Here is a 19,804-nt window from a genome sequence, read left to right as displayed (position 1 = left end):
TCAGCGGGCGACGATCAGCGGATGGCCGCGCTCGGGGTGGCGCTGCACCAGCACGTCCAGGCCGAACACCTGGCGCAGCGGCTCTGCGCGCAGCACTTCGTCCGGGGTGCCGAACAGATGCGGGCGGCCGTCGTGCAGCAGAAGCAGGCGGTCACAGTAGCGCGCGGCGAGGTTGAGGTCGTGCAGGATGACCAGCACCGCGGCGCCGCGTCCGGCGAATTCGCGCACCGCATGCAAAGTGGTGTGCTGGTGCAGGGGGTCGAGCGCCGAGGTCGGCTCGTCCAGCAGCAGCACCTGCTCCGCGCCGCCCGGCCACAGCTGCGCCAGGACCCGCGCCAGGTGCACGCGCTGGCGCTCGCCGCCGGACAGCGCCAGGTAGCTGCGCCCGGCCAGGTGCGAGGCGTCGGCCGCCGTCATGGCTTCGGCGATGATCTGCAGGTCGCGCTGGCGGCCGCTGTCGTGGGGCAGCCGGCCGAAACCCACCACCGACTCGACGCTGAAGGCGAAATTCAGCGACGAGGACTGCGGCAGCACCGCCAGGCGCTGCGCCCGCGCCGTACCCTGCCATTGATCCAGCGCGCGACCATCGAGGCTCACGCTGCCGCCGGCCAGCGGCAGCTCGCCATTGAGGGCGCCCAGCAGGGTGCTCTTGCCCGCGCCGTTGGGGCCCAACACACCGAGCACCTCGCCCGGCTGCAGCGCCAGGCTCACGCCCTGTAGGACCACCTGATGCCCACGCTTCACCGTCAGGTTCTCCGCCGTCAGCATCAGGAACGCCCCCGGATCAGCAGATAAAGGAAGAAGGGCGCGCCGATCAGCGCCGTGACGATGCCGATCGGCAGCTCCGCCGGCGCCAGCGCCAGGCGCGCCACCAGGTCGGCGAGCAGCAGCAGGATGGCGCCGCCGAACATCGAGGCCGGCAGCAACACCCGGTGATCGGGGCCGACGATCAGACGCAGCAGGTGCGGCACCACCAGGCCGATGAAGCCGATCAGCCCGGCCGCGGCCACCGCGGCGCCAACGCCCAGCGCCGTGCAGAGGATCAGTTCGACCTTCAGCCGCTCGACGTCGAAGCCCAGGTGGCGCGCCTCGGACTCACCCAGCAACAACGCGTTGAGCGCATCCACCCGGCGCGGCAGCCAGCAGGCCACCAGCAGCGTGACCAGCAGCAGCGGCCACAGTCGCGGGTAGCTGGCGCCGTTGAGGCTGCCGAGGTTCCAGAAGGTCAGGGTGCGCAGCGTGGCGTCGTCGGCGAGGTAGGTGAACAGGCCGATCAGCGCGCCGGCCAGCGCGGTGAGGGCGATGCCGGCGAGCAGCATGGTGGCCACGCTGGTCTGCCCATTGTGGCGGCCGAGCCGGTAGACCAGCGCGGTCACCAGCAAACCGCCGCCGAAGGCGCAGGCGGACAGCAAGTAGGGCGCGAAAGCTTCCGGCAGGCCACCCATGGAAGCGCCGAAGACGATAGCGATGGCGGCGCCCAGCGCGGCGCCGCTGGACACCCCGATCAGCCCGGGGTCGGCCAGCGGATTGCGGAACAGCCCCTGCATGGCCACCCCGGCCAGCGCCAGCACGCCGCCGGTGGCGACACCCAGCAGGGTGCGCGGCAGGCGGATCTGCCCAACGATCAGCTCGGCCTGGCCGAGGTCGTCGGCGGACACCGGCAGGCCGCACAGGCGCGCCAGCGCCCGCAGCGTGTCGCCCAGCGGCAGGCTTACCGGCCCCAGGGCCAGGGACAGCCAGAGGACCAGCAGCAGAAGAAAACCAAGGAGCAGGAACAGCGGTCGGGCAGCGTGCTTCGCAGTCAAGGACGACCTTCCGGGTTCAGGGCCTGCGCGGAAGGATAAAAGGCCTTGGAGAGGCTGGCCAATGCGTCCGGAACGCGCGGACCGAGACCGCCGACCAGCAGCGTCGGATCGAGCACCAGCACGCGGGCCTCACGCGCCGCGCGGGTAGCGGCCAACCCGGGGTTCTGTCGGATCAGCGCCTCGCGGGCCTTGTCGCCATCCAGGCTGCGGTCGGCCAGCACCACCACCTGCGGATCGAGGGCGGTCAGGGCTTCGCCGGACAACGCCTTGTAGCCCTTGTGGCTGGCCAGGTTGCGCCCGCCGGCGTGCTGGATCATCCAGTCGCCGGCGGTGTCCTGTCCGGCCACCAGCAGGCTGCCGCCGGCGTTGCCGACCAGCAGCACCACGCCCGGCGCGGCTTGCCCGGCCTGGGCCTTGGCCACCCAGGCCTGCTGCGCCGCCAGGCGCGCCTGGAAGTCCGCCGCCACCTTGCCGGCCTGCTCGGGCGTGCCCAGCAGCTCGCCCAGGCGCAGCAGGTTGTCGTGCACGGTCTTCTCGTCGGCCTTGGCCGACAGGGTTTCGATCCGCACGCCCGCCGCGCGCAGTTGCTGCAGCACCGGCGGCGGCCCCATCTCCTCGCTGCCGAGGAGGATGTCCGGCTTCAGCGCCAGGATGCCTTCGGCCGCCAGCTGGCGCTGGTAGCCGATCTTCGGCAACGCCTTGAGGCTGGCCGGGTGCAGGCTGGTGGTGTCGACGCCGACCAGGCGCGACTCGCCGCCCAGGGCCACAACCCACTCGCTCAGCGAGCCGCCGGCGCTCACCCAGCGCTTGGGCAGGCTGTCGGCGATGGCGCTGGAGGCGGCGAGGCACAGCCCGGCGAAGAGGCCGGCCAGCAGGGGACGCGCAGTCATGGTTGCCTCCTCAGATGGCCGCGAAGGATTCGGCGAGGCTACGCCATTCTTGCAGTTCCGGCACACCCGGCTTGCGTGCGCCGAACACCTGCAGGACCAGCTCGCCGTCGGCGTCGAAGGCTTCCCAGCTGGTGACGATGCCGTCGCTGCTCGGCTTGCGCACGCGCCACAGCTCGCGCACGCCGGAGGTCTTCAGGTGCAGGTTGAACTGCGGGTCGAGCACGTTGAACCAGTCGTCCAGCCACTTCAGGTTGTCCACGGTGCCGGTGTGGATCTGAATGCAGTGGGCATTGCCGACGAAGATCATGATCGGCAGGCGGGACTGGCTGGCGGCCTCCAGCAGGCGCGGCAGCTCGGCGACGTCCAGCGGCTCGGCCCATTCGCGGCCGGCCAGGCGCAGCGCCTGGGTGCGCTCGGCCTTGTGCTTCTTCAGCAGGGCGAAGAAGTGGTGGGTGTCCTTCAGCGCCGCCCAGCCCTGGCGCAGGGAAGCGACGTCGATCTCGCCGTCGGCCAGCGGCGCGGCTTTCGCCTCGGCCGGACGCAGCTCCAGGCGCTCGCTCTGCTCCTCGGCGCGGAAGCGCTCCACCAGCGGCGCCCAGGCGGCGACGTCGCTGTGCTCGGTGAGGAACACCTTGTGCACCGCGGTGCCCTGGCGGTCGAACACCTGGATGCTGCGCTGGGTGCCGCGGGCGGTTTCCTCGCTGATGGCGAACACGCTGTCCCAGCCGCCGAGGAACAGGCGCAGGTCGATGTCCGGGGACACCACCAGGCCCATCTGCCCATTGCCCGATACGGTGACCTCCTGGTACGGCCCCTTGCGCTCATGCACGCAGTGCTCGTTGCGCGTCAGCGCCATGATCGGGCCCAGCTCGCCGAGGGCCGGCAGCAGCGCGGCCCATTCCGGGCGCAAGCGCACGGCATCGACGCCGAGGCGGCTGGCGGTCAGCTCGGCCTCGCTCACATCCAGGTGTTGCGCGGCATCGCGGGCGCGCAGGCGCGGTTTCTCGGCGCGCAGCGCCTGCCAGGCGCGGTACAGCTCGGAAGCCGGCGCGGAAAGGGTAGTCATCGCAGAAATCCTCGTTCGCAAGGGGGCCTGCCGCATCGCGGCACAATGAAAGAAACTCTGCCACAACGAATCCGGCAATTCTATTTGATAATTATTTGCATCTGACTTCATGACCCCCTATGGTGTGCAGCCAATTTTCCGCGGCCATCCAAGCCAACTGCCGGTTTGGGATATGATGCGGGCCCGCGGCGACCTCGGCGATACGCGAACCTGGCCCGAATGCCAGGCGTCGCCAGGGATGAAGCTCCGCCCGTTTAACCTCGGCGAAAAGAAGCACTGGCAATGGGGCGACCTGCACGGTCTCACCGACAACGGCTCCAGCCCGGATCGCAGCGCGCCCTGCGCAACGTCGAGGCTGGTCCTGACGACTTCAGCACAAGGACGTGCACCCTATCCCGACGTCAGAGGGCGCGATGCGCCCTGCTGTCGGCGCCGGGAGCGTCCGGATGATCCTGCTGTGCCATCCGGGCGAGCTGACCGAGGGACGGACCCGCGGCTTCCAGGTCGAAGGTCTGAAGGTCCTCGCCGTGCGCCGCCAGGGCCGCGTCCACGTCTACCGCAACCGCTGCCCGCACCGCGGCGTGCCCCTGGAATGGGAGGCCGACCGCTTCCTCGATGCCAGCGGCGCGCTGCTGCAGTGCGCCCACCACGGCGCACTCTTCCTCATCGAATCCGGCGAATGCATCCAGGGTCCCTGCCTGGGCGAGGTGCTCGACAGCCTGCCGTGCCGCGAGGACGAGCAGGGGTTGTGGATAAGCCTGCCCGAGGATGACTGAGAACCAGCCTACGACCTGCTGCGCGTCGGCATAACTGCGTTAAACACAGGCGAGCGATGCTCATTTAGCGGACTAAACCACGCTCTCTCGCCTATTTGACTCGCTGCGCTCGCCCTTCGGGCCAGCCTTCGGCTGTTACTCCCGTTGGTCGTTGCGCCTTGTTCTGCTCTAGCTCGCGAGATCGTAGACAGGCTCTGAGCGCTCTACAGCTCGATGCGCAGCGGCCGGCTCAGGCGGATTTCGCTGACGTCGATGTCCGCGCCATAGGCCAGCATCTCGACGCCGGCGTCACGCGCCTCGCGCAGCGCCGCGGCATAGACCGGGTCGATTTCCTCCGCCGGGCGCACCGCCTCGATGCCGGATAGGTTCACGCAATACAGCAGCACCGCCCGGGTGCCCTGCCGCGCCAGAGCCGCCAGCTCGCGCAGGTGCTTGGCCCCGCGGGTAGTGACCGCATCGGGGAAGGCCGCCACCGGCGTGGCGTCGAAGCCCAGGGTGACGCTCTTCACCTCGACGAACACCGGCCCGGCGGCGAACTCCAGGCGAAAGTCCGCGCGGCTGTTCTCCACGCCGTAGGCGACTTCCCGGCGCAGCGCGGCAAAGCCGGCCAGTTCGGCGACGCCCCCGGCCAGCAGGGCCTCCTCCACCAGGCGGTTGGCGCGCCCGGTGTTGACGCAGGCCAGGCGCCCCTGGGGCGTCTCGCTCAGCTCCCAGGTGCCCGGCAGCTTGCGCTTGGGGTCGTCCGAGCGGCTGAACCAGACCCGGCAGCCCTCGCTCATGCAGTTGAGCATGGAGCCGGTGTTCGGGCAGTGGATGGTCAGTTGCTCGCCGCCGGCAGTCTCGATATCGGCGAGGAAGCGCTTGTAGCGGCGCAGCAGGCGCGCCTCTTCCAGTTCCGGAGCGAAGCGCATCAGGGCCGCCAGCTCTTCAGGCCGCGGGCGATGCGCTCCACCGCCTGCTCCAGGCGCGCCAGGTTCTGGGTGTAGGCGAAGCGCACGTGGTGGTCGGCCTGGTAGCGGCCGAAGTCCACGCCCGGGGTGAAGGCCACGTGCTCGGTCTCGATGAAATGCTGGCAGAAGCGGTAGGCGTCGCCGCCGAAGGCGCTGATGTCGGCGTACAGGTAGAAGGCCCCTTCCGGCTCCACGGCGATGCCGAAGCCCAGCTCGCGCAGGGCCGGCAGCAGATAGTCGCGGCGACGAGCGAACTCGGCGCGGCGCTCTTCGAGGATGGCCAGGGTGCCTTCCTCGAAACAGGCCAGCGCGGCGTACTGGGCCATGCTCGGGGCGCTGATGTAGAGGTTCTGCGCCAGCTTCTCCAGCTCGCCCACCGCCTCCGGCGGCGCCACCAGCCAGCCCAGGCGCCAGCCGGTCATGCCGAAATATTTGGAGAAACTGTTGAGGACGAAGGCCTCGTCGTCCACTTCCAGCACGCTGCTGGCGTCCACGCCGTAGGTCAGGCCGTGGTAGATCTCGTCCACCACCATGTGCCCGCCGCGGGCCTTCAGCGCCTGCGACAGCGCGGCCAGTTCATCCTTGTGCAGCAAAGTGCCGGTAGGATTCGCCGGCGATGCCAGCAAAGCGCCTACACTGTCCTGATTCCAGTGCGCATTCACCAGCTCCGGGGTGAGCTGGTAACGGCTCTGCGGGCCGACCGGCACCAGTTGCGCAGCCCCCTCCACCAGGCGCAGGAAGTGGCGGTTGCACGGGTAGCCGGGGTCGGCCAGCAGCCAGTGGCGGCCCGGGTCGACCAGCAGACTGCTGGCCAGCAGCAGGGCACCGGAACCGCCCGGGGTGACCAGGATGCGCTCGGGGTCGATGGCCAGGCGGTAGCGCGAGGCGTAGAAGCCGGCGATGGCCTCGCGCAGCTGCGGCAGGCCACGGGCCGCGGTGTAGCGGGTGTGGCCGGCGGCCAATGCGGCCTGGCCGGCGGCGACTATGGGCGCGGCGGTGCTGAAGTCCGGCTCGCCGATCTCCAGGTGGATGACGTCGTGGCCGGCGGCCTGCAGCTCGTTGGCTCGCGCCAGCAACGCCATGACGTGGAAAGGTTCGATGGCGCGGCTGCGGGCACTGAAGGAAGAAACCATGGGAAATACCGAACTTTGCGACGAAGAGGCGATTCTAACCAAGCCATCGGCGGGTGGCAGCAGGCTCGACAACCGGGAGTAGCATCGCGATTATCGATCTGGTAAGTTCGCCCGCTTGCGAGCGCGGGGCCGGCGTCGACCGGAGAGGGACCATCCGCGACAGGATTAGCGAGAGTGAGAGGCGGCCACACATGCCCACCAATGCAAAACAGCAGAGCAGCCAACTGATTCGTGGCTTCGAGCCCTACCAGGAAACCAAGGGCGAGGAGTACATGAGCGAGCGCATGCGCGCCCACTTCACCTCCATCCTCAACAAGTGGAAAGTTGAGCTGATGGAAGAAGTCGATCGCACCGTGCACCACATGCAGGACGAAGCGGCCAACTTCCCGGACCCGGCCGACCGCGCCAGCCAGGAAGAGGAGTTCAGCCTCGAACTGCGCGCCCGCGACCGCGAGCGCAAGCTGATCAAGAAGATCGACGAGACCCTCCAGCTGATCGAGGACAACGACTACGGCTGGTGCGATTCCTGCGGCGTGGAGATCGGCATCCGCCGCCTCGAAGCCCGCCCCACCGCGACCCTCTGCATCGACTGCAAGACCCTCGCGGAAATCAAGGAAAAGCAGCTCGGCTCCTGATGCCGGCGGCTTTTCGCGAACGGGGCGCCTAGGCGCCCCGTCGCGTTTGTGCGGCGCTCCCCGCCCCTGACCACAAGCCTGCGCCATGCCCGACTCCCGCTACACCGGACGCTTCGCCCCCACCCCCAGCGGCTACCTGCACTTCGGCTCGCTGGTCGCCGCCGTCGCCTCCTACCTCGACACCCGCGCCGTCGGCGGGCGCTGGCTGGTGCGCATGGAAGACCTCGACCCGCCGCGGGAAATGCCCGGCGCCCAGGCCGCCATCCTGCAGACGCTGGAGCGCTACGGCTTCGAGTGGGACGGCCCGGTCGAACGCCAGAGCGAACGCGGCGAAGCCTACGCGGCGGTGGTCGAGCAATGGCTGCGCAGCGGCCTGGCCTACGCCTGCACCTGCTCGCGCAAGCAGCTCGAAGGCAGCGGTGGCATCTACCCCGGCACCTGCCGCAACGCCGGCCACGACTGGCACGGCGAGGTGGCCATCCGCATCCGCGTGCCGGAGCTGGAATACGCCTTCGTCGACCGAGTCCAGGGCGAGTTCCGCCAGCATCTGGGCCGCGAGGTGGGCGACTTCGTCATCCGCCGCCGCGACGGTCTCTATGCCTACCAGCTGGCGGTGGTGCTGGACGACGCCTGGCAGGGCGTGACCGATATCGTCCGCGGCGCCGACCTGCTCGACAACACCCCGCGCCAGCTGTACCTGCAGGAGCTGCTCGGGATAGCCCACCCGAGTTACCTGCACGTGCCGCTGATCGTCCAGCCCGACGGCCACAAGCTGGGCAAGTCCTACCGCTCGCCGCCACTGGCCGCCGAGCAGGCCGCCCCGCTGCTGCTGCGCGCGCTGAAGGCCCTGGGCCAGGCCGCGCCGGCGGAACTGGCCGGCGCCACCCCGGCCGAGGTGCTGGCCTGGGGCGTGGCGCACTGGGACGCCGCGCGCATCCCCCGCGTACTGACGCTGGAAGACGCCCGGCTCTAAGATGATGAGAGGGGCCATGCGCCCCGGCTTGCAGGCGCCCATCGGCTGCCTGTAGCCTGCCGTCCGCACAACGAGAGGCATGACATGTACATCTACCGACTGGTGCTGCTCCTGGTCGTGGGCATCTACCTGTTCTCGCCCGCCATCATGGACTGGTGGATCGACCCCAACGGCGCCTGGTATCGCCCTTACCTGCTGTGGCTGATTCTCATAGTCGTGACCTTCATCCTGCAGAGCCAGCGCGATGCTGACGAGCTTTAGCCTCACCCAGCTGATCCTGATCAGCGCCGCCTACCTGACCACCCTGTTCGGGGTCGCCTGGATCACCGAGCGCGGCTACGTGCCGCGCCGCCTGGTGCGCCACCCGCTGGTGTACACCCTGTCGCTGGGCGTCTACGCCAGCGCCTGGGCCTTCTATGGCACCGTCGGCCTGGCCTACCAGTACGGCTACGGCTTCCTGGCCATCTACCTGGGGGTGTCCGGGGCCTTCCTGCTGGCCCCGGTGCTGCTCTACCCGATCCTGCGCATCACCCGCGCCTACCAGCTGTCGTCGCTGGCGGACCTGTTCGCCTTCCGCTTCCGCAGCACCTGGGCCGGCGCGCTGACCACGCTGTTCATGCTGATCGGCGTGCTGCCCATGCTGGCCCTGCAGATCGAGGCGGTGACCAACTCCATCAGCCTGCTGACCCGCGGCGCCGACGCCAACAGCGCGGCGCTGGCGTTCTGCGCGCTGATCACCCTGTTCGCCATCCTCTTCGGCGCCCGCCACATCGCCACCCGCGAGCGCCACGAAGGGCTGGTGATGGCCATCGCCTTCGAATCCCTGGTCAAGCTGATCGCCCTGGGCTCCATCGGCCTGTTCGCCCTCTACGGCGTGTTCGGCGGCCCCGACGGCCTGGAGGTGTGGCTGCTGCAGAACCAGGAGGCCCTGAGCACCCTGCACACGCCGCTGGCCGAGGGGCCCTGGCGCACGCTGCTGCTGGTGTTCTTCGCCTCGGCCATCGTGATGCCGCACATGTATCACATGACCTTCACCGAGAACCTCAACCCGCGCGCCCTGCTCAGCGCCAGCTGGGGCCTGCCGCTGTTCCTGCTGCCGATGAGCCTGGCGGTGCCGCCGATCCTCTGGGCCGGCCTGCACCTGGGCGCCTCGACCAACCCGGAATACTTCACCCTCGGCCTGGGCATGGCGGTGGACAGCCCGGCCCTGGCACTGGCCGCCTTCATCGGCGGCATCTCGGCGGCCAGCGGGCTGATCATCGTGATGACCCTGGCGCTGTCGGGCATGGTCCTCAACCACCTGGTGCTGCCGCTGTACCAGCCGCCGGCCGAGGGCAACATCTACCGCTGGCTGAAATGGACGCGGCGGGCGCTGATCGCCACCATCATCCTGCTCGGCTACGGCTTCTACCTGCTGCTGGGCTCGGAGCAGGAACTGTCGAACCTGGGCATCGTCTCCTTCGTCGCCACCCTGCAGTTCCTCCCCGGCGCGCTCTCGGTACTCTACTGGCCGGCCGCCAACCGCCGCGGCTTCATCGCCGGCCTGGTGGCGGGCATGCTGGTGTGGGGCGCCACCATGCTGGTGCCGCTGATGGGCAACGTGCAGACCCTGCACATCCCGCTGTTCGACTCGCTGTACGTGCTCGACGAGGCCAGCTGGCACCTGGCCGCCCTTGCCTCGCTGGCGGCCAACGTGCTGGTGTTCACCCTGGTGTCGCTGTTCAGCGAGCCCAGCGACGAGGAAAAGGGCGCTGCCGAAGCCTGCGCGGTGGACAACGTGCGCCGCCCGCAGCGCCGCGAACTGCTCGCCGTCTCGCCGCAGGAATTCGCCAGCCAGTTGGCCAAACCGCTGGGCGCGAAGACCGCGCAGAAGGAAGTGGAACAGGCCCTGCGCGACCTGCACCTGCCCTTCGACGAGCGCCGCCCCTATGCCCTGCGCCGCCTGCGCGACCGCATCGAGGCCAACCTCTCCGGGCTGATGGGCCCAAGCGTGGCCCAGGACATGGTCGAGACCTTCCTGCCCTACAAGGCCAGCAGCGAGAGCTACGTCACCGAGGACATCCACTTCATCGAGAGCCGCCTGGAGGACTACCACTCGCGGCTCACCGGCCTGGCCGCGGAGCTGGACGCCCTGCGCCGCTACCACCGGCAGACTCTCCAGGACCTGCCGATGGGCGTGTGCTCGCTGGCCAAGGACCAGGAAGTGCTGATGTGGAACCGCGCCATCGAGGAACTCACCGGGGTGCCCGCGCAGCGCGTGGTCGGCTCGCGCCTGTCGGCCCTGCCGGATCCCTGGAAGGGCCTGCTGGAAGGCTTCATCGAGGCCCCCGACCAGCACCTGCACAAGCAGCGCCTGGCCATCGACGGCCAGACGCGCTGGCTGAACCTGCACAAGGCGGCCATCGAGGAACCCCTGGCGCCGGGCAACAGCGGCCTGGTGCTGCTGGTCGAGGACCTCACCGAGACGCAGTCCCTGGAAGACAAGCTGATCCACTCCGAGCGCCTGGCCTCCATCGGCCGCCTGGCCGCCGGCGTGGCCCACGAGATCGGCAACCCCATCACCGGCATCGCTTGCCTGGCGCAGAACCTGCGCGAGGAACGCGAGGGCGACGGCGAGCTGACCGAGATCAGCGCGCAGATCCTCGAACAGACCAAGCGCGTCTCGCGCATCGTCCAGTCGCTGATGAGCTTCGCCCACGCCGGCGGCAAGCAGGTGGCCGCCGAGCCGGTGTGCCTGGCCGACGTCACCCAGGAAGCCATCAGTTTGCTATCGTTGAACCGGCGCAGCGTCGAAGTGCAGTTCTTCAACCTGTGCGACCCGGACCACTGGGTGGAGGGCGATGCCCAGCGCCTGGCCCAGGTACTCATCAACCTGCTGTCCAACGCCCGCGACGCCTCCCCGCCCGGCGGCGCCATACGGGTACGCAGCGAAGCCTCGGAGAACACCGTCGACCTCATCGTCGAAGACGAAGGCAGCGGCATTCCCAAGTCCATCATCGATCGCCTGTTCGAGCCCTTCTTCACCACCAAGGACCCCGGCAAGGGGACCGGCCTGGGCCTCGCACTGGTCTATTCGATCGTGGAAGAGCATTATGGGCAGATCACCATCGACAGCCCGGCCGATCCGGAACGCGAATGCGGCACCCGCATCCGCGTGACCTTGCCGCGGCATCCTGGCCCGACGGCCGAGCAGTAGACGAGCACGTCGAGAGAGCTGAATACATGGCACATATCCTCATCGTCGAAGACGAAACCATCATCCGTTCCGCCCTGCGACGGTTGCTCGAGCGCAACCAGTACCAGGTCAGCGAGGCCGGCTCGGTCCAGGAGGCCCAGGAGCGCTACAGCATTCCGTCCTTCGACATGATCGTCAGCGACCTGCGCCTGCCCGGCGCGCCCGGCACCGAACTGATCAAGCTGGCCCAGGGCACCCCGGTGCTGATCATGACCAGCTACGCCAGCCTGCGCTCGGCCGTGGACTCGATGAAGATGGGCGCGGTGGACTACATCGCCAAGCCCTTCGACCACGACGAGATGCTCCAGGCCGTGGCGCGCATCCTCAAGGACCGCCAGGAAGGCCGTGGCGCCAGCGCCGAGGCACGGGGTAACACCCGCGCGGCGGGCGAGCGCGGTAACGGTAACGCCGCCCCGGCCGAGGGCGAGATCGGCATCATCGGCTCCTGTCCGCCGATGCTCGAGCTGTACTCGAAGATCCGCAAGGTCGCCCCCACCGACTCCAATGTCCTGATCCAGGGCGAGTCGGGCACCGGCAAGGAACTGGTGGCGCGCGCCCTGCACAACCTGTCCAAGCGCACCAAGGCGCCGCTGATCTCGGTGAACTGCGCGGCCATCCCGGAAACCTTGATCGAATCCGAACTGTTCGGCCACGAGAAGGGCGCCTTCACCGGCGCCAGCGCCGGCCGCGCCGGCCTGGTGGAAGCCGCGGACGGCGGCACCCTGTTCCTCGACGAGATCGGCGAACTGCCGTTGGAGGCCCAGGCCCGCCTGCTGCGCGTGCTGCAGGAAGGCGAGATCCGCCGTGTCGGCTCGGTGCAGTCGCAGAAGGTCGACGTGCGCCTGATCGCCGCCACCCACCGCGACCTGAAGATGCTGGCCAAGACCGGGCAGTTCCGCGAAGACCTCTATTACCGCCTGCACGTCATCTCGCTGAAGCTGCCGCCCCTGCGCGAGCGCGGCAGCGACGTGATGGAGATCGCCCGCGCCTTCCTGGCGCGCCAGTGCTCGCAGATGGGGCGCGCCCCGCTGAGCTTCTCCCACGAGGCCGAACAGGCCATCCGCCACTACCCGTGGCCGGGTAACGTGCGCGAGCTGGAGAACGCCATCGAGCGCGCGGTGATCCTCAGCGAAGGCCAGGAAATCCCCGCCGACCTGCTGGGCATCGACATCGAGCTGGACGATCTGGAGGACGACTTCGTCGACGAGGCGGAGGTGCGCAACGCCGTGGCGGCCAACAACCACGAGCCCACCGAGGACCTGTCGCTGGAGGACTACTTCCAGCATTTCGTCCTCGAGCACCAGGACCACATGACCGAGACCGAGCTGGCCCGCAAGCTGGGTATCAGCCGCAAATGCCTGTGGGAACGGCGCCAGCGCCTGGGCATCCCGCGGCGCAAGTCGGGGGCCTCGGCCGACTCCTGAGGTGCGCACAGCTGTTACCGCGGACATCCCGCGTAACAAAAGCCGGGTTCATCGGTAACGATAACCCGGCTTTTTTGTGCCTGCCCGAAACCCCTTCCTACAGCTAAACCCTTGAAAAATAAGGATTCGCAAAAGTTGGCACGGCATCTGCTTTGTTATTGGCACAACAACAATAACAAGCACGAAACCACAGAACAAAAACAACACGTAACGACTCCAGCACAACAAAAACAAAATCGCGGAGGCGCAGCTAACTGATTCTTTTGGAGGAGAGTAGCTGGCGGGAGAAATCCCGCAACCGATCGAAGAACAATAAAACTGCCTCGAGGCAGCGGCGAAATCGGTTGGATCGAAAGATCACTGCTCACTCAGCGACCAAAGCAATCCGTTTGCTCTTGTCGATCCCGAATGGGAATGCCTCGAAGCGGCTAGCCTCGAGGACGGGTCTACAAACAAAAACAACAAGCCCGGCATCATAACAAGAACAAAGCACGCACCTACTTGGGGGGGAGCTTCGGCTCCCCCAGTAGCTTTCCCCGCTCTCCCCTGCCTCCCTCTCCGTCCTTCGTTCCCCATCTCCTGCGCCCCGATGCTAGAATCCGAACCCGTTCGGACATACAACGCATCAGAATTACCGCCGATTGTTTCCGCTGGCCATGCTTTTCAAGCATGATGGGCTGCCTGCCGACTGCGACCACCGGCCAGGGCACGCTGCGTTGCGCGACGCAATCCACCCCAACCTGTTAATAGTGCCTCCATGCTGAAAAAGCTGATCTCCTCCCTTCGCTCTCCCTTGCGCCGCAAGCGCGCAGTCCGCACCACTCCGGAAATCGTCGGCAGCAACCAGCATCCGCTGCGTCGCGAGCAGTTCAGCCGGCATGCGGTGAGCGTGGTGGACCGGCTGCAGAAGGCGGGATACCAGGCCTACATCGTCGGCGGCGGCGTCCGTGACCAATTGCTGGGCATCGCCCCCAAGGACTTCGACGTGGCCACCAGCGCCACCCCCGAGCAGGTGCGCGCCGAATTCCGCAACGCGCGGGTGATCGGCCGGCGCTTCAAGCTGGTGCACGTGCACTTCGGCCGCGAGATCATCGAGGTGGCCACCTTCCGCGCCCACCACCCGCAGGAAGAAGGCGAAGGCGACAGCAACCAGGCGTCGCGCAACGAGGCCGGGCGCATCCTGCGCGACAACGTATACGGCACCCTGGAAGACGACGCCCAGCGCCGCGACTTCACCATCAACGCCCTGTACTTCGACTGCAGCGACGAGCGCATCCTCGACTACGCCCACGGCGTGCACGACATCCGCAACCGCCTGGTGCGCCTGATCGGCGACCCCGAGCAGCGCTACCTCGAAGACCCGGTGCGCATGCTGCGCGCGGTGCGCTTCGCCGCCAAGCTGGACTTCGAGATCGAGAAGCACAGCGCCGCGCCGATCCGCAAGCTGGCGCCGCTGCTGCGCGAGATTCCCTCGGCACGACTGTTCGACGAAGTGCTCAAGCTGTTCCTCAGCGGCCGCGGCGAGCGCACCTTCGAGCTGCTGCTCGAATACGAACTGTTCGCCCCGCTGTTCCCGGCCAGCGCCAAGGCCCTGGCCCGCGATCCGGAGTACACCGGCAAGCTGATCCGCCAGGCCCTGGCCAACACCGATCTGCGCATCCACCAGGGCAAGCCGGTCACCCCCGCCTTCCTCTTCGCCGCCCTGCTCTGGCCGGCCCTGCCGGCGCGCGTGGCGCAGTTGCAGGAGCGCGGCATGCCGCCGATCCCGGCGATGCAGGAAGCCGCCCACGAACTGATCAGCGAGCAGTGCCAGCGCACCGCCGTGCCCAAGCGCTTCACCATCCCGATCCGCGAGATCTGGGACATGCAGGAACGCCTGCCGCGACGCCAGGGCAAGCGCGCCGACCTGCTGCTGGAGAACCCGCGCTTCCGCGCCGGCTACGACTTCCTGCTGCTGCGCGAGAGCGCCGGCGAAGAAACCGGCGGCCTCGGCGACTGGTGGACCGACTACCAGGACGCCAGCGACGGCGAACGCCGCGGCATGATCCGCAACCTGGCGGCCAGCCAGGACGATGGCGGCGCTGCCCCGCGCAAGCGTCGCCGCGGCGGTGGTAGCCGTCGCCGCCGTGGCCCGCGCAGCGAGGGGGCCGGCAACGAGTGAGCGAGCGCGTCTATCTCGGCCTGGGCAGCAACCTTGCCGATCCCCTGGGCCAACTGCGCGCCGCCATCGAGGCCCTGCAGGCCATTCCGCAGACCACGGTCGCCGCGGTTTCGCCCTTCTACGTCAGCGACCCGCTGGGCCCGCCGGACCAGCCGCGCTACGTCAACGCCGTGGCCGCGCTGGACACCGACCTCGAGCCCCTGGCGCTGCTCGACGCCCTGCAGCGCATCGAGCTGGAACAGGGCCGCGTGCGCAAGGACGAACGCTGGGGCCCGCGCACCCTCGACCTGGACATCCTGCTGTTCGGCGAGCGCCAGCTCGACGAGCCGCGTCTGACCGTGCCGCACTACCACATGCACGCCCGCGCCTTCGTCCTCTACCCCCTGGCGGACCTGGCGCCGCAGCTGCGCCTGCCCGATGGCCGCAGCCTGTCGGAACTGCTGGCGGATTGCCCATTCGCGGGCCTCGAACGGCTATCCTGATCGTCACCCCAGTTGGCGGTAACGCCGTAACAGTCCGGTAACACCCGCGATTGACTTCGCTTCCCCCCATACGGACTATAGGTGCCCCGCGCCGGCGCCAGCCGGCCCAACGAGGACCGTTTTCATGCCTGATGTCACCCTGACCACCCTGCAAGGCCTGAAGCAAAGCGGCGAGAAGATCGCGATGCTCACAGCCTACGATGCCACCTTCGCCCAGGCGGCCAGCGCCGCGGGCGCGGAGATGCTGCTGATCGGCGACTCCCTCGGCATGGTGCTGCAAGGCCACGACAGCACGCTGCCGGTCACGGTCGAGGAAATGGCCTACCACACCGCCTGCGTGAAGCGCGGCAACCAGGGCGCGATGATCGTCACCGACCTGCCCTTCGCCTCCGGCACCTCGCTGCAACGCCTGCTGGACGACGCGGTCAAGGTCATGCAGGCCGGCGCCCACATGGTCAAGCTCGAAGGCGGCGCCTGGCTGGCCGAGCCCATCGTGCGCCTGGCGCAGATGGGCGTGCCGGTGTGCGCGCACCTGGGCCTGACTCCGCAATCGGTCAACCTGTTCGGCGGCTTCAAGGTCCAGGGCCGCCAGGAAGCCCAGGCCCGCCAGCTGCGCGCCGACGCCATCGCCCTGGAGCAGGCCGGCGTCGCCATGCTGCTGCTGGAGTGCGTGCCCAGCGCCCTGGGCCAGGAGATCAGCGAAGCGGTGAAGATCCCGGTGATCGGCATCGGCGCCGGCCCCGGCACCGACGGCCAGGTCCTGGTGATGCACGACATGCTCGGCCTGTCGCTGTCCGGCCGCGCGCCCAAGTTCGTGAAGAACTTCATGGAAGGCCAGGACAGCATCCAGGGCGCCTTCGCCGCCTACGTCAAGGCCGTGAAAGACGGCTCCTTCCCCGGCCCCGAACACGGATTCTCCGCATGAACACCGTCAAGACCGTCCGCGAACTGCGCGCCGCCGTCGCCCGCGCGCGCGGCGAAGGCAAGCGCATCGCCCTGGTGCCGACCATGGGCAACCTGCACGCCGGCCACGCCGCCCTGGTGGCCAAGGCCGGCCAGCGCGCCGACTTCGTGGTCGCCAGCATCTTCGTCAACCCGCTGCAGTTCGGCCCCAGCGAAGACCTGGACAAGTACCCGCGCACCCTCGCCGCCGACCAGGCCAAGCTGCTGGAAGCCGGCTGCCACCTGCTGTTCGCCCCGGGCGTGGAAGAGATGTACCCCGACGGCATGCAAGGCCAGACCAAGGTCAGCGTGCCCGGCGTTTCCGAGGGGCTGTGCGGCGGCAGCCGTCCGGGCCACTTCGATGGCGTCGCCACCGTGGTCTGCAAGCTGCTGAACATGGTGCAGCCGGACATGGCGCTGTTCGGCGAGAAGGACTTCCAGCAACTGGCGGTGATCCGCAAGCTGGTGCGCGACCTGAACATCCCCGTGCAGATCTTCGGCGAGCCCACCGTGCGCGCCGAGGACGGTCTGGCGCTGTCCTCGCGCAACGGCTACCTGAACGACGACGAGCGCGCCCGCGCGCCGGTCATCCAGCGCACCCTGCGCCAGCTCGCCGAGGCCCTGCGCGGCGGCTCGCGCGACTTCCCGGCGCTGCTCGAGGAGGGCCGCCGGCAGATCGAGGCCGCCGGCCTGCGGGTGGACTATCTGGAAATCCGCGAAGCCCTGAGCCTGCGCCCGGCCGGCGCCGGCGACCGGCAGGTGGTGGTCCTGGCCGCCGCTTTCCTCGGCAAGACCCGCCTGATCGACAACCTGCCGCTGCAGCTCGACTGACCCGCCGTTACCCGCCCAGGCCGCGCCGCACGCGGCTTGAGGCCGGGTAACAGGTTGGGCATACTCTGCCGCCGTTCGCGCCAAGCCCCACAACAACAGGAGCGCCGCCATGCACAGCATCATGCTCAAGGCCAAGCTGCACCGCGCCGAAGTCACCCACGCCGTCCTCGACTACGAAGGCTCCTGCGCCATCGATGGCGAGTGGCTGGACCTCGCCGGTATCCGCGAGTACGAACAGATCCAGATCTACAACGTCGACAACGGCGAGCGCTTCACCACCTACGCCATCCGCGGCGAGGAAGGCTCGCGGATGATTTCGGTCAACGGCGCCGCCGCACACAAGGCCAAGGTGGGTGACCGGGTGATCATCTGCGCTTATGCTCAGTACAGCGACGCCGAGCTCGCCAACTACCAGCCGCGCATGCTCTACATGGCCCCGGGCAACCAGCTCAGCCACACCAGCAACGCCATCCCGGTGCAGCTCGCCTGAACCGTCAAAGCCCGGAACCCCCGGGCTTTTTCACGCTCCAACGCACGTCACACCCCCGAAGGTACCGCATGGAACACCACCTCACCCCGCTGGATGCCACTCGCCTGCCGAGCTGGCAGGCACTGGCCGAGCACCGCAAGGATCTGCAGGACTTCAGCATGCGCCAGGCATTCGCCGGCGATCCGAAGCGTTTCGAGCGTTTCTCCCTGAGCGCCTGCGGCCTGTTCCTCGACTTCTCGAAGAACCTGATCCGCGAGGACACCCTCGGCCTGCTGGTCAAGCTGGCGGAAGAAGCCCAGCTGGGCGAGGCCATCCAGTCCATGTTCCGCGGCGACGTGATCAACGCCTCCGAGCGCCGCCCGGTGCTGCACACCGCGCTGCGCCGGCCGATCGGCGACAAGGTGCTGGTGGACGGCGTCGACGTGATGCCGGAAGTGCACCGCGTGCTGCACCAGATGACCGAGCTGGTCAGCTACGTGCACAACGGCCTGTGGCGCGGCTACACCGAGAAGCCCATCACCGATGTGGTGAACATCGGTATCGGCGGCTCCTTCCTCGGCCCGCAGCTGGTCTCCGAGGCCCTGCTGCCTTTCGCCCAGAAAGGCGTGCGCTGCCACTACCTGGCCAATATCGACGGCAGCGAGTTCCGCGAGCTGACCAGCAAGCTGAACGCCGAGACCACCCTGTTCATCGTCTCCTCCAAGTCCTTCGGCACCCTGGAGACACTGAAGAACGCCCAGGCCGCACGTGCCTGGTACCTGGCCCAGGGCGGCAACGAAGCCGAGCTGTACCGCCACTTCATCGCGGTTTCCAGCAACAAGGAAGCGGCGGTGGCCTTCGGCATCCGCGAAGAGAACGTGTTCCCCATGTGGGACTGGGTCGGCGGGCGCTACTCGCTGTGGTCGGCCATCGGCCTGCCGATCGCCATGTCGGTGGGCATCAACAACTTCAAGGAACTGTTGTCCGGCGCCTACAGCATGGACCAGCACTTCCAGAGCGCGCCCTTCGCCCGCAACATCCCGGTGCTGCTGGGCTTGCTCGGCGTCTGGTACGGCGATTTCTGGGGCTCACGCAGCCATGCCATCCTGCCCTACGACTACTACCTGCGGAACATCACCGACCACCTGCAGCAGTTGGACATGGAGTCCAACGGCAAGAGCGTGCGCCAGGACGGCACCCCGGTCAGCGCCGGCACCGGTCCGGTGATCTGGGGCGGCGTCGGCTGCAACGGCCAGCACGCCTACCACCAGTTGCTGCACCAGGGCACCCAGTTGATCCCGGCGGACTTCATCGTCCCGATCTCCAGCTACAACCCGCTGGCTGACCACCACCAGTGGCTGTACGCCAACTGCCTGTCGCAGAGCCAGGCGCTGATGCAGGGCAAGACCCGCGCCGAAGCCGAGGCCGAGCTGCGCGCCAAAGGACTGGACGAGGCCGAGGTGCAGCGCCTGGCGCCGCACAAGGTGATCCCCGGCAACCGCCCGAGCAACACCCTGGTGCTGGAGCGCATCAGCGCCCGCCGCCTGGGCGCGCTGATCGCCATGTACGAGCACAAGGTCTACGTGCAGAGCATTCTCTGGGGCATCAACGCCTTCGACCAGTGGGGCGTGGAGCTGGGCAAGGAGCTGGGCAAGGCCGTCTACGGGCGCCTGGTCGGCAGCGACGAGTCGGGCGCCGAAGACGCCTCCACCCAGGGCCTGATCGACTACTTCCGCGGCCGTCACCGCGGCTGAGGCCCATCGCGGGACAAAGCGCCGTTTCCTCCACAGGGGAAGCGGCGTTTTCATTTCCGCTACGGCAACGCCACCCCGCCATTCCCCTGTAGGAGCGCGCCCTGCGCGCGAAATCGCGGGCAGGGCCCGCTCCTACGTTTCCAGGAAGCACGGCTTTTCGTAGGAACGAGCTTGCTCGCGAATGAGCCCCGCAGCGGAGTGTGTTCGCGAGCAAGCTCGCTCCTACGAAGAGCATCCCAGCGCGGCCTGCAAGACAGTTCCGCCGGGAGGCATGGCAT

The 19,804-nt window shown here is 68.3% G+C and carries 18 protein-coding genes; 12 read left to right on the top strand and 6 right to left on the bottom strand.

From position 1 onward, the window contains the following. Genes M8R19_RS20650 through M8R19_RS20635 form a run of 4 tightly spaced genes read right to left on the bottom strand, consistent with a single transcriptional unit; the run spans position 1 to position 3,761 of the window. The gene (locus tag M8R19_RS20650) at positions 1-768 is read right to left on the bottom strand and encodes a heme ABC transporter ATP-binding protein (protein ID WP_074981388.1); all 768 of its coding nucleotides are present in this window, start codon (positions 766-768) and stop codon (positions 1-3) included. Next, a complete protein-coding gene (locus M8R19_RS20645; protein ID WP_116425910.1) occupies positions 768-1,751 on the bottom strand; it encodes a FecCD family ABC transporter permease in 984 nt (327 codons plus the stop codon). The genes M8R19_RS20650 and M8R19_RS20645 overlap by 1 nt, the downstream gene beginning before the upstream one ends. 50 nt (positions 1,752-1,801) lie before the next feature. After that, on the bottom strand, positions 1,802-2,695 hold the full coding sequence (locus M8R19_RS20640; RefSeq protein ID WP_074981385.1) for a heme/hemin ABC transporter substrate-binding protein: 894 nt from the start codon (positions 2,693-2,695) through the stop codon (positions 1,802-1,804). A gap of 10 nt (positions 2,696-2,705) precedes the next feature. Beyond that, the gene (locus M8R19_RS20635) at positions 2,706-3,761 is read right to left on the bottom strand and encodes a hemin-degrading factor (RefSeq protein ID WP_502942925.1); all 1,056 of its coding nucleotides are present in this window, start codon (positions 3,759-3,761) and stop codon (positions 2,706-2,708) included. 446 nt (positions 3,762-4,207) lie between these two features. Here M8R19_RS20635 and M8R19_RS20630 point away from each other — a divergent pair, with 446 nt between their 5' ends. After that, entirely contained in the window at positions 4,208-4,537 is a 330-nt protein-coding gene (locus M8R19_RS20630; protein ID WP_249918763.1) for a Rieske (2Fe-2S) protein, read from the top strand. 203 nt (positions 4,538-4,740) lie between these two features. On the opposite strand, the gene sfsA is transcribed toward M8R19_RS20630, so the two are convergent. Beyond that, complete coding sequence (sfsA, locus tag M8R19_RS20625) at positions 4,741-5,448, bottom strand: DNA/RNA nuclease SfsA (protein ID WP_249918762.1); 708 nt, start codon at positions 5,446-5,448, stop codon at positions 4,741-4,743. Next, positions 5,448-6,620 (bottom strand): pyridoxal phosphate-dependent aminotransferase, encoded by a 1,173-nt coding sequence (locus M8R19_RS20620; RefSeq protein ID WP_249918761.1) that lies wholly within the window; start codon positions 6,618-6,620, stop codon positions 5,448-5,450. The genes sfsA and M8R19_RS20620 overlap by 1 nt, the downstream gene beginning before the upstream one ends. 191 nt (positions 6,621-6,811) lie before the next feature. On the opposite strand from M8R19_RS20620, the gene dksA reads away from it, so the two are divergent. The 11 genes from dksA to pgi all read left to right on the top strand — a co-directional run bounded on the left by dksA (position 6,812) and on the right by pgi (position 19,526). Beyond that, positions 6,812-7,255, top strand: coding sequence for an RNA polymerase-binding protein DksA (gene dksA / locus M8R19_RS20615; RefSeq protein ID WP_009612973.1), 444 nt, complete (start codon positions 6,812-6,814; stop codon positions 7,253-7,255). An 85-nt stretch (positions 7,256-7,340) separates the two neighbouring features. Continuing rightward, positions 7,341-8,228 (top strand): tRNA glutamyl-Q(34) synthetase GluQRS, encoded by an 888-nt coding sequence (gluQRS, locus tag M8R19_RS20610; RefSeq protein WP_249918760.1) that lies wholly within the window; start codon positions 7,341-7,343, stop codon positions 8,226-8,228. An 84-nt stretch (positions 8,229-8,312) separates the two neighbouring features. After that, positions 8,313-8,489 carry a hypothetical protein gene (locus M8R19_RS20605; RefSeq protein WP_003095129.1) on the top strand — a complete coding sequence of 59 codons (177 nt, stop codon included), beginning with the start codon at positions 8,313-8,315 and terminating at the stop codon, positions 8,487-8,489. Next, on the top strand, positions 8,473-11,424 hold the full coding sequence (locus tag M8R19_RS20600; protein ID WP_249918759.1) for a sensor histidine kinase: 2,952 nt from the start codon (positions 8,473-8,475) through the stop codon (positions 11,422-11,424). Before M8R19_RS20605 ends, M8R19_RS20600 begins: the two co-directional genes overlap by 17 nt. Positions 11,425-11,450: 26 nt before the next feature. Continuing rightward, positions 11,451-12,887, top strand: a complete 1,437-nt coding sequence (locus M8R19_RS20595; protein ID WP_009613009.1) for a sigma-54-dependent transcriptional regulator — start codon at positions 11,451-11,453, stop codon at positions 12,885-12,887. 757 nt (positions 12,888-13,644) lie between these two features. Beyond that, entirely contained in the window at positions 13,645-15,048 is a 1,404-nt protein-coding gene (locus M8R19_RS20590) for a polynucleotide adenylyltransferase PcnB (protein ID WP_069863305.1), read from the top strand. Continuing rightward, positions 15,045-15,530 (top strand): 2-amino-4-hydroxy-6-hydroxymethyldihydropteridine diphosphokinase, encoded by a 486-nt coding sequence (folK, locus tag M8R19_RS20585; protein ID WP_069863304.1) that lies wholly within the window; start codon positions 15,045-15,047, stop codon positions 15,528-15,530. The genes M8R19_RS20590 and folK overlap by 4 nt, the downstream gene beginning before the upstream one ends. 124 nt (positions 15,531-15,654) lie before the next feature. Continuing rightward, positions 15,655-16,455: a 3-methyl-2-oxobutanoate hydroxymethyltransferase gene (gene panB, locus M8R19_RS20580; protein WP_043318551.1), complete on the top strand. Its 801-nt coding sequence runs from the start codon at positions 15,655-15,657 to the stop codon at positions 16,453-16,455. Beyond that, entirely contained in the window at positions 16,452-17,303 is an 852-nt protein-coding gene (panC, locus tag M8R19_RS20575) for a pantoate--beta-alanine ligase (protein ID WP_249918758.1), read from the top strand. Before panB ends, panC begins: the two co-directional genes overlap by 4 nt. A 109-nt stretch (positions 17,304-17,412) precedes the next feature. Beyond that, on the top strand, positions 17,413-17,793 hold the full coding sequence (gene panD / locus M8R19_RS20570) for an aspartate 1-decarboxylase (RefSeq protein ID WP_009613020.1): 381 nt from the start codon (positions 17,413-17,415) through the stop codon (positions 17,791-17,793). Positions 17,794-17,861: 68 nt separating this feature from the next. Further along, positions 17,862-19,526 (top strand): glucose-6-phosphate isomerase, encoded by a 1,665-nt coding sequence (gene pgi / locus M8R19_RS20565; RefSeq protein WP_074981362.1) that lies wholly within the window; start codon positions 17,862-17,864, stop codon positions 19,524-19,526. The last annotated feature ends 278 nt before the right edge of the window (positions 19,527-19,804 follow it).

The sequence above is a fragment of the Pseudomonas sp. R3.Fl genome, from assembly GCF_023516765.1.
GTDB lineage: Bacteria > Pseudomonadota > Gammaproteobacteria > Pseudomonadales > Pseudomonadaceae > Pseudomonas > Pseudomonas citronellolis.
Note: the sequence above shows the minus strand (reverse complement) of the source record. Positions and strands in the feature narration are given on the sequence as shown.

Bases quoted from the DNA above. Each gene is read 5' to 3' on its own strand.
- dksA (WP_009612973.1), top strand. From the start codon at position 6,812: ATGCCCACCAATGCAAAACAGCAGAGCAGCCAACTGATTCGTGGCTTC.
- pgi (WP_074981362.1), top strand. From the start codon at position 17,862: ATGGAACACCACCTCACCCCGCTGGATGCCACTCGCCTGCCGAGCTGG.
- M8R19_RS20640 (WP_074981385.1), bottom strand. From the start codon at position 2,695: ATGACTGCGCGTCCCCTGCTGGCCGGCCTCTTCGCCGGGCTGTGCCTC.
- M8R19_RS20600 (WP_249918759.1), top strand. From the start codon at position 8,473: ATGCTGACGAGCTTTAGCCTCACCCAGCTGATCCTGATCAGCGCCGCC.
- panD (WP_009613020.1), top strand. From the start codon at position 17,413: ATGCACAGCATCATGCTCAAGGCCAAGCTGCACCGCGCCGAAGTCACC.
- gluQRS (WP_249918760.1), top strand. From the start codon at position 7,341: ATGCCCGACTCCCGCTACACCGGACGCTTCGCCCCCACCCCCAGCGGC.
- M8R19_RS20620 (WP_249918761.1), bottom strand. From the start codon at position 6,620: ATGGTTTCTTCCTTCAGTGCCCGCAGCCGCGCCATCGAACCTTTCCAC.
- M8R19_RS20635 (WP_502942925.1), bottom strand. From the start codon at position 3,761: ATGACTACCCTTTCCGCGCCGGCTTCCGAGCTGTACCGCGCCTGGCAG.
- M8R19_RS20595 (WP_009613009.1), top strand. From the start codon at position 11,451: ATGGCACATATCCTCATCGTCGAAGACGAAACCATCATCCGTTCCGCC.
- M8R19_RS20605 (WP_003095129.1), top strand. From the start codon at position 8,313: ATGTACATCTACCGACTGGTGCTGCTCCTGGTCGTGGGCATCTACCTG.
- panC (WP_249918758.1), top strand. From the start codon at position 16,452: ATGAACACCGTCAAGACCGTCCGCGAACTGCGCGCCGCCGTCGCCCGC.
- panB (WP_043318551.1), top strand. From the start codon at position 15,655: ATGCCTGATGTCACCCTGACCACCCTGCAAGGCCTGAAGCAAAGCGGC.
- M8R19_RS20590 (WP_069863305.1), top strand. From the start codon at position 13,645: ATGCTGAAAAAGCTGATCTCCTCCCTTCGCTCTCCCTTGCGCCGCAAG.
- M8R19_RS20630 (WP_249918763.1), top strand. From the start codon at position 4,208: ATGATCCTGCTGTGCCATCCGGGCGAGCTGACCGAGGGACGGACCCGC.
- M8R19_RS20650 (WP_074981388.1), bottom strand. From the start codon at position 768: ATGCTGACGGCGGAGAACCTGACGGTGAAGCGTGGGCATCAGGTGGTC.
- sfsA (WP_249918762.1), bottom strand. From the start codon at position 5,448: ATGCGCTTCGCTCCGGAACTGGAAGAGGCGCGCCTGCTGCGCCGCTAC.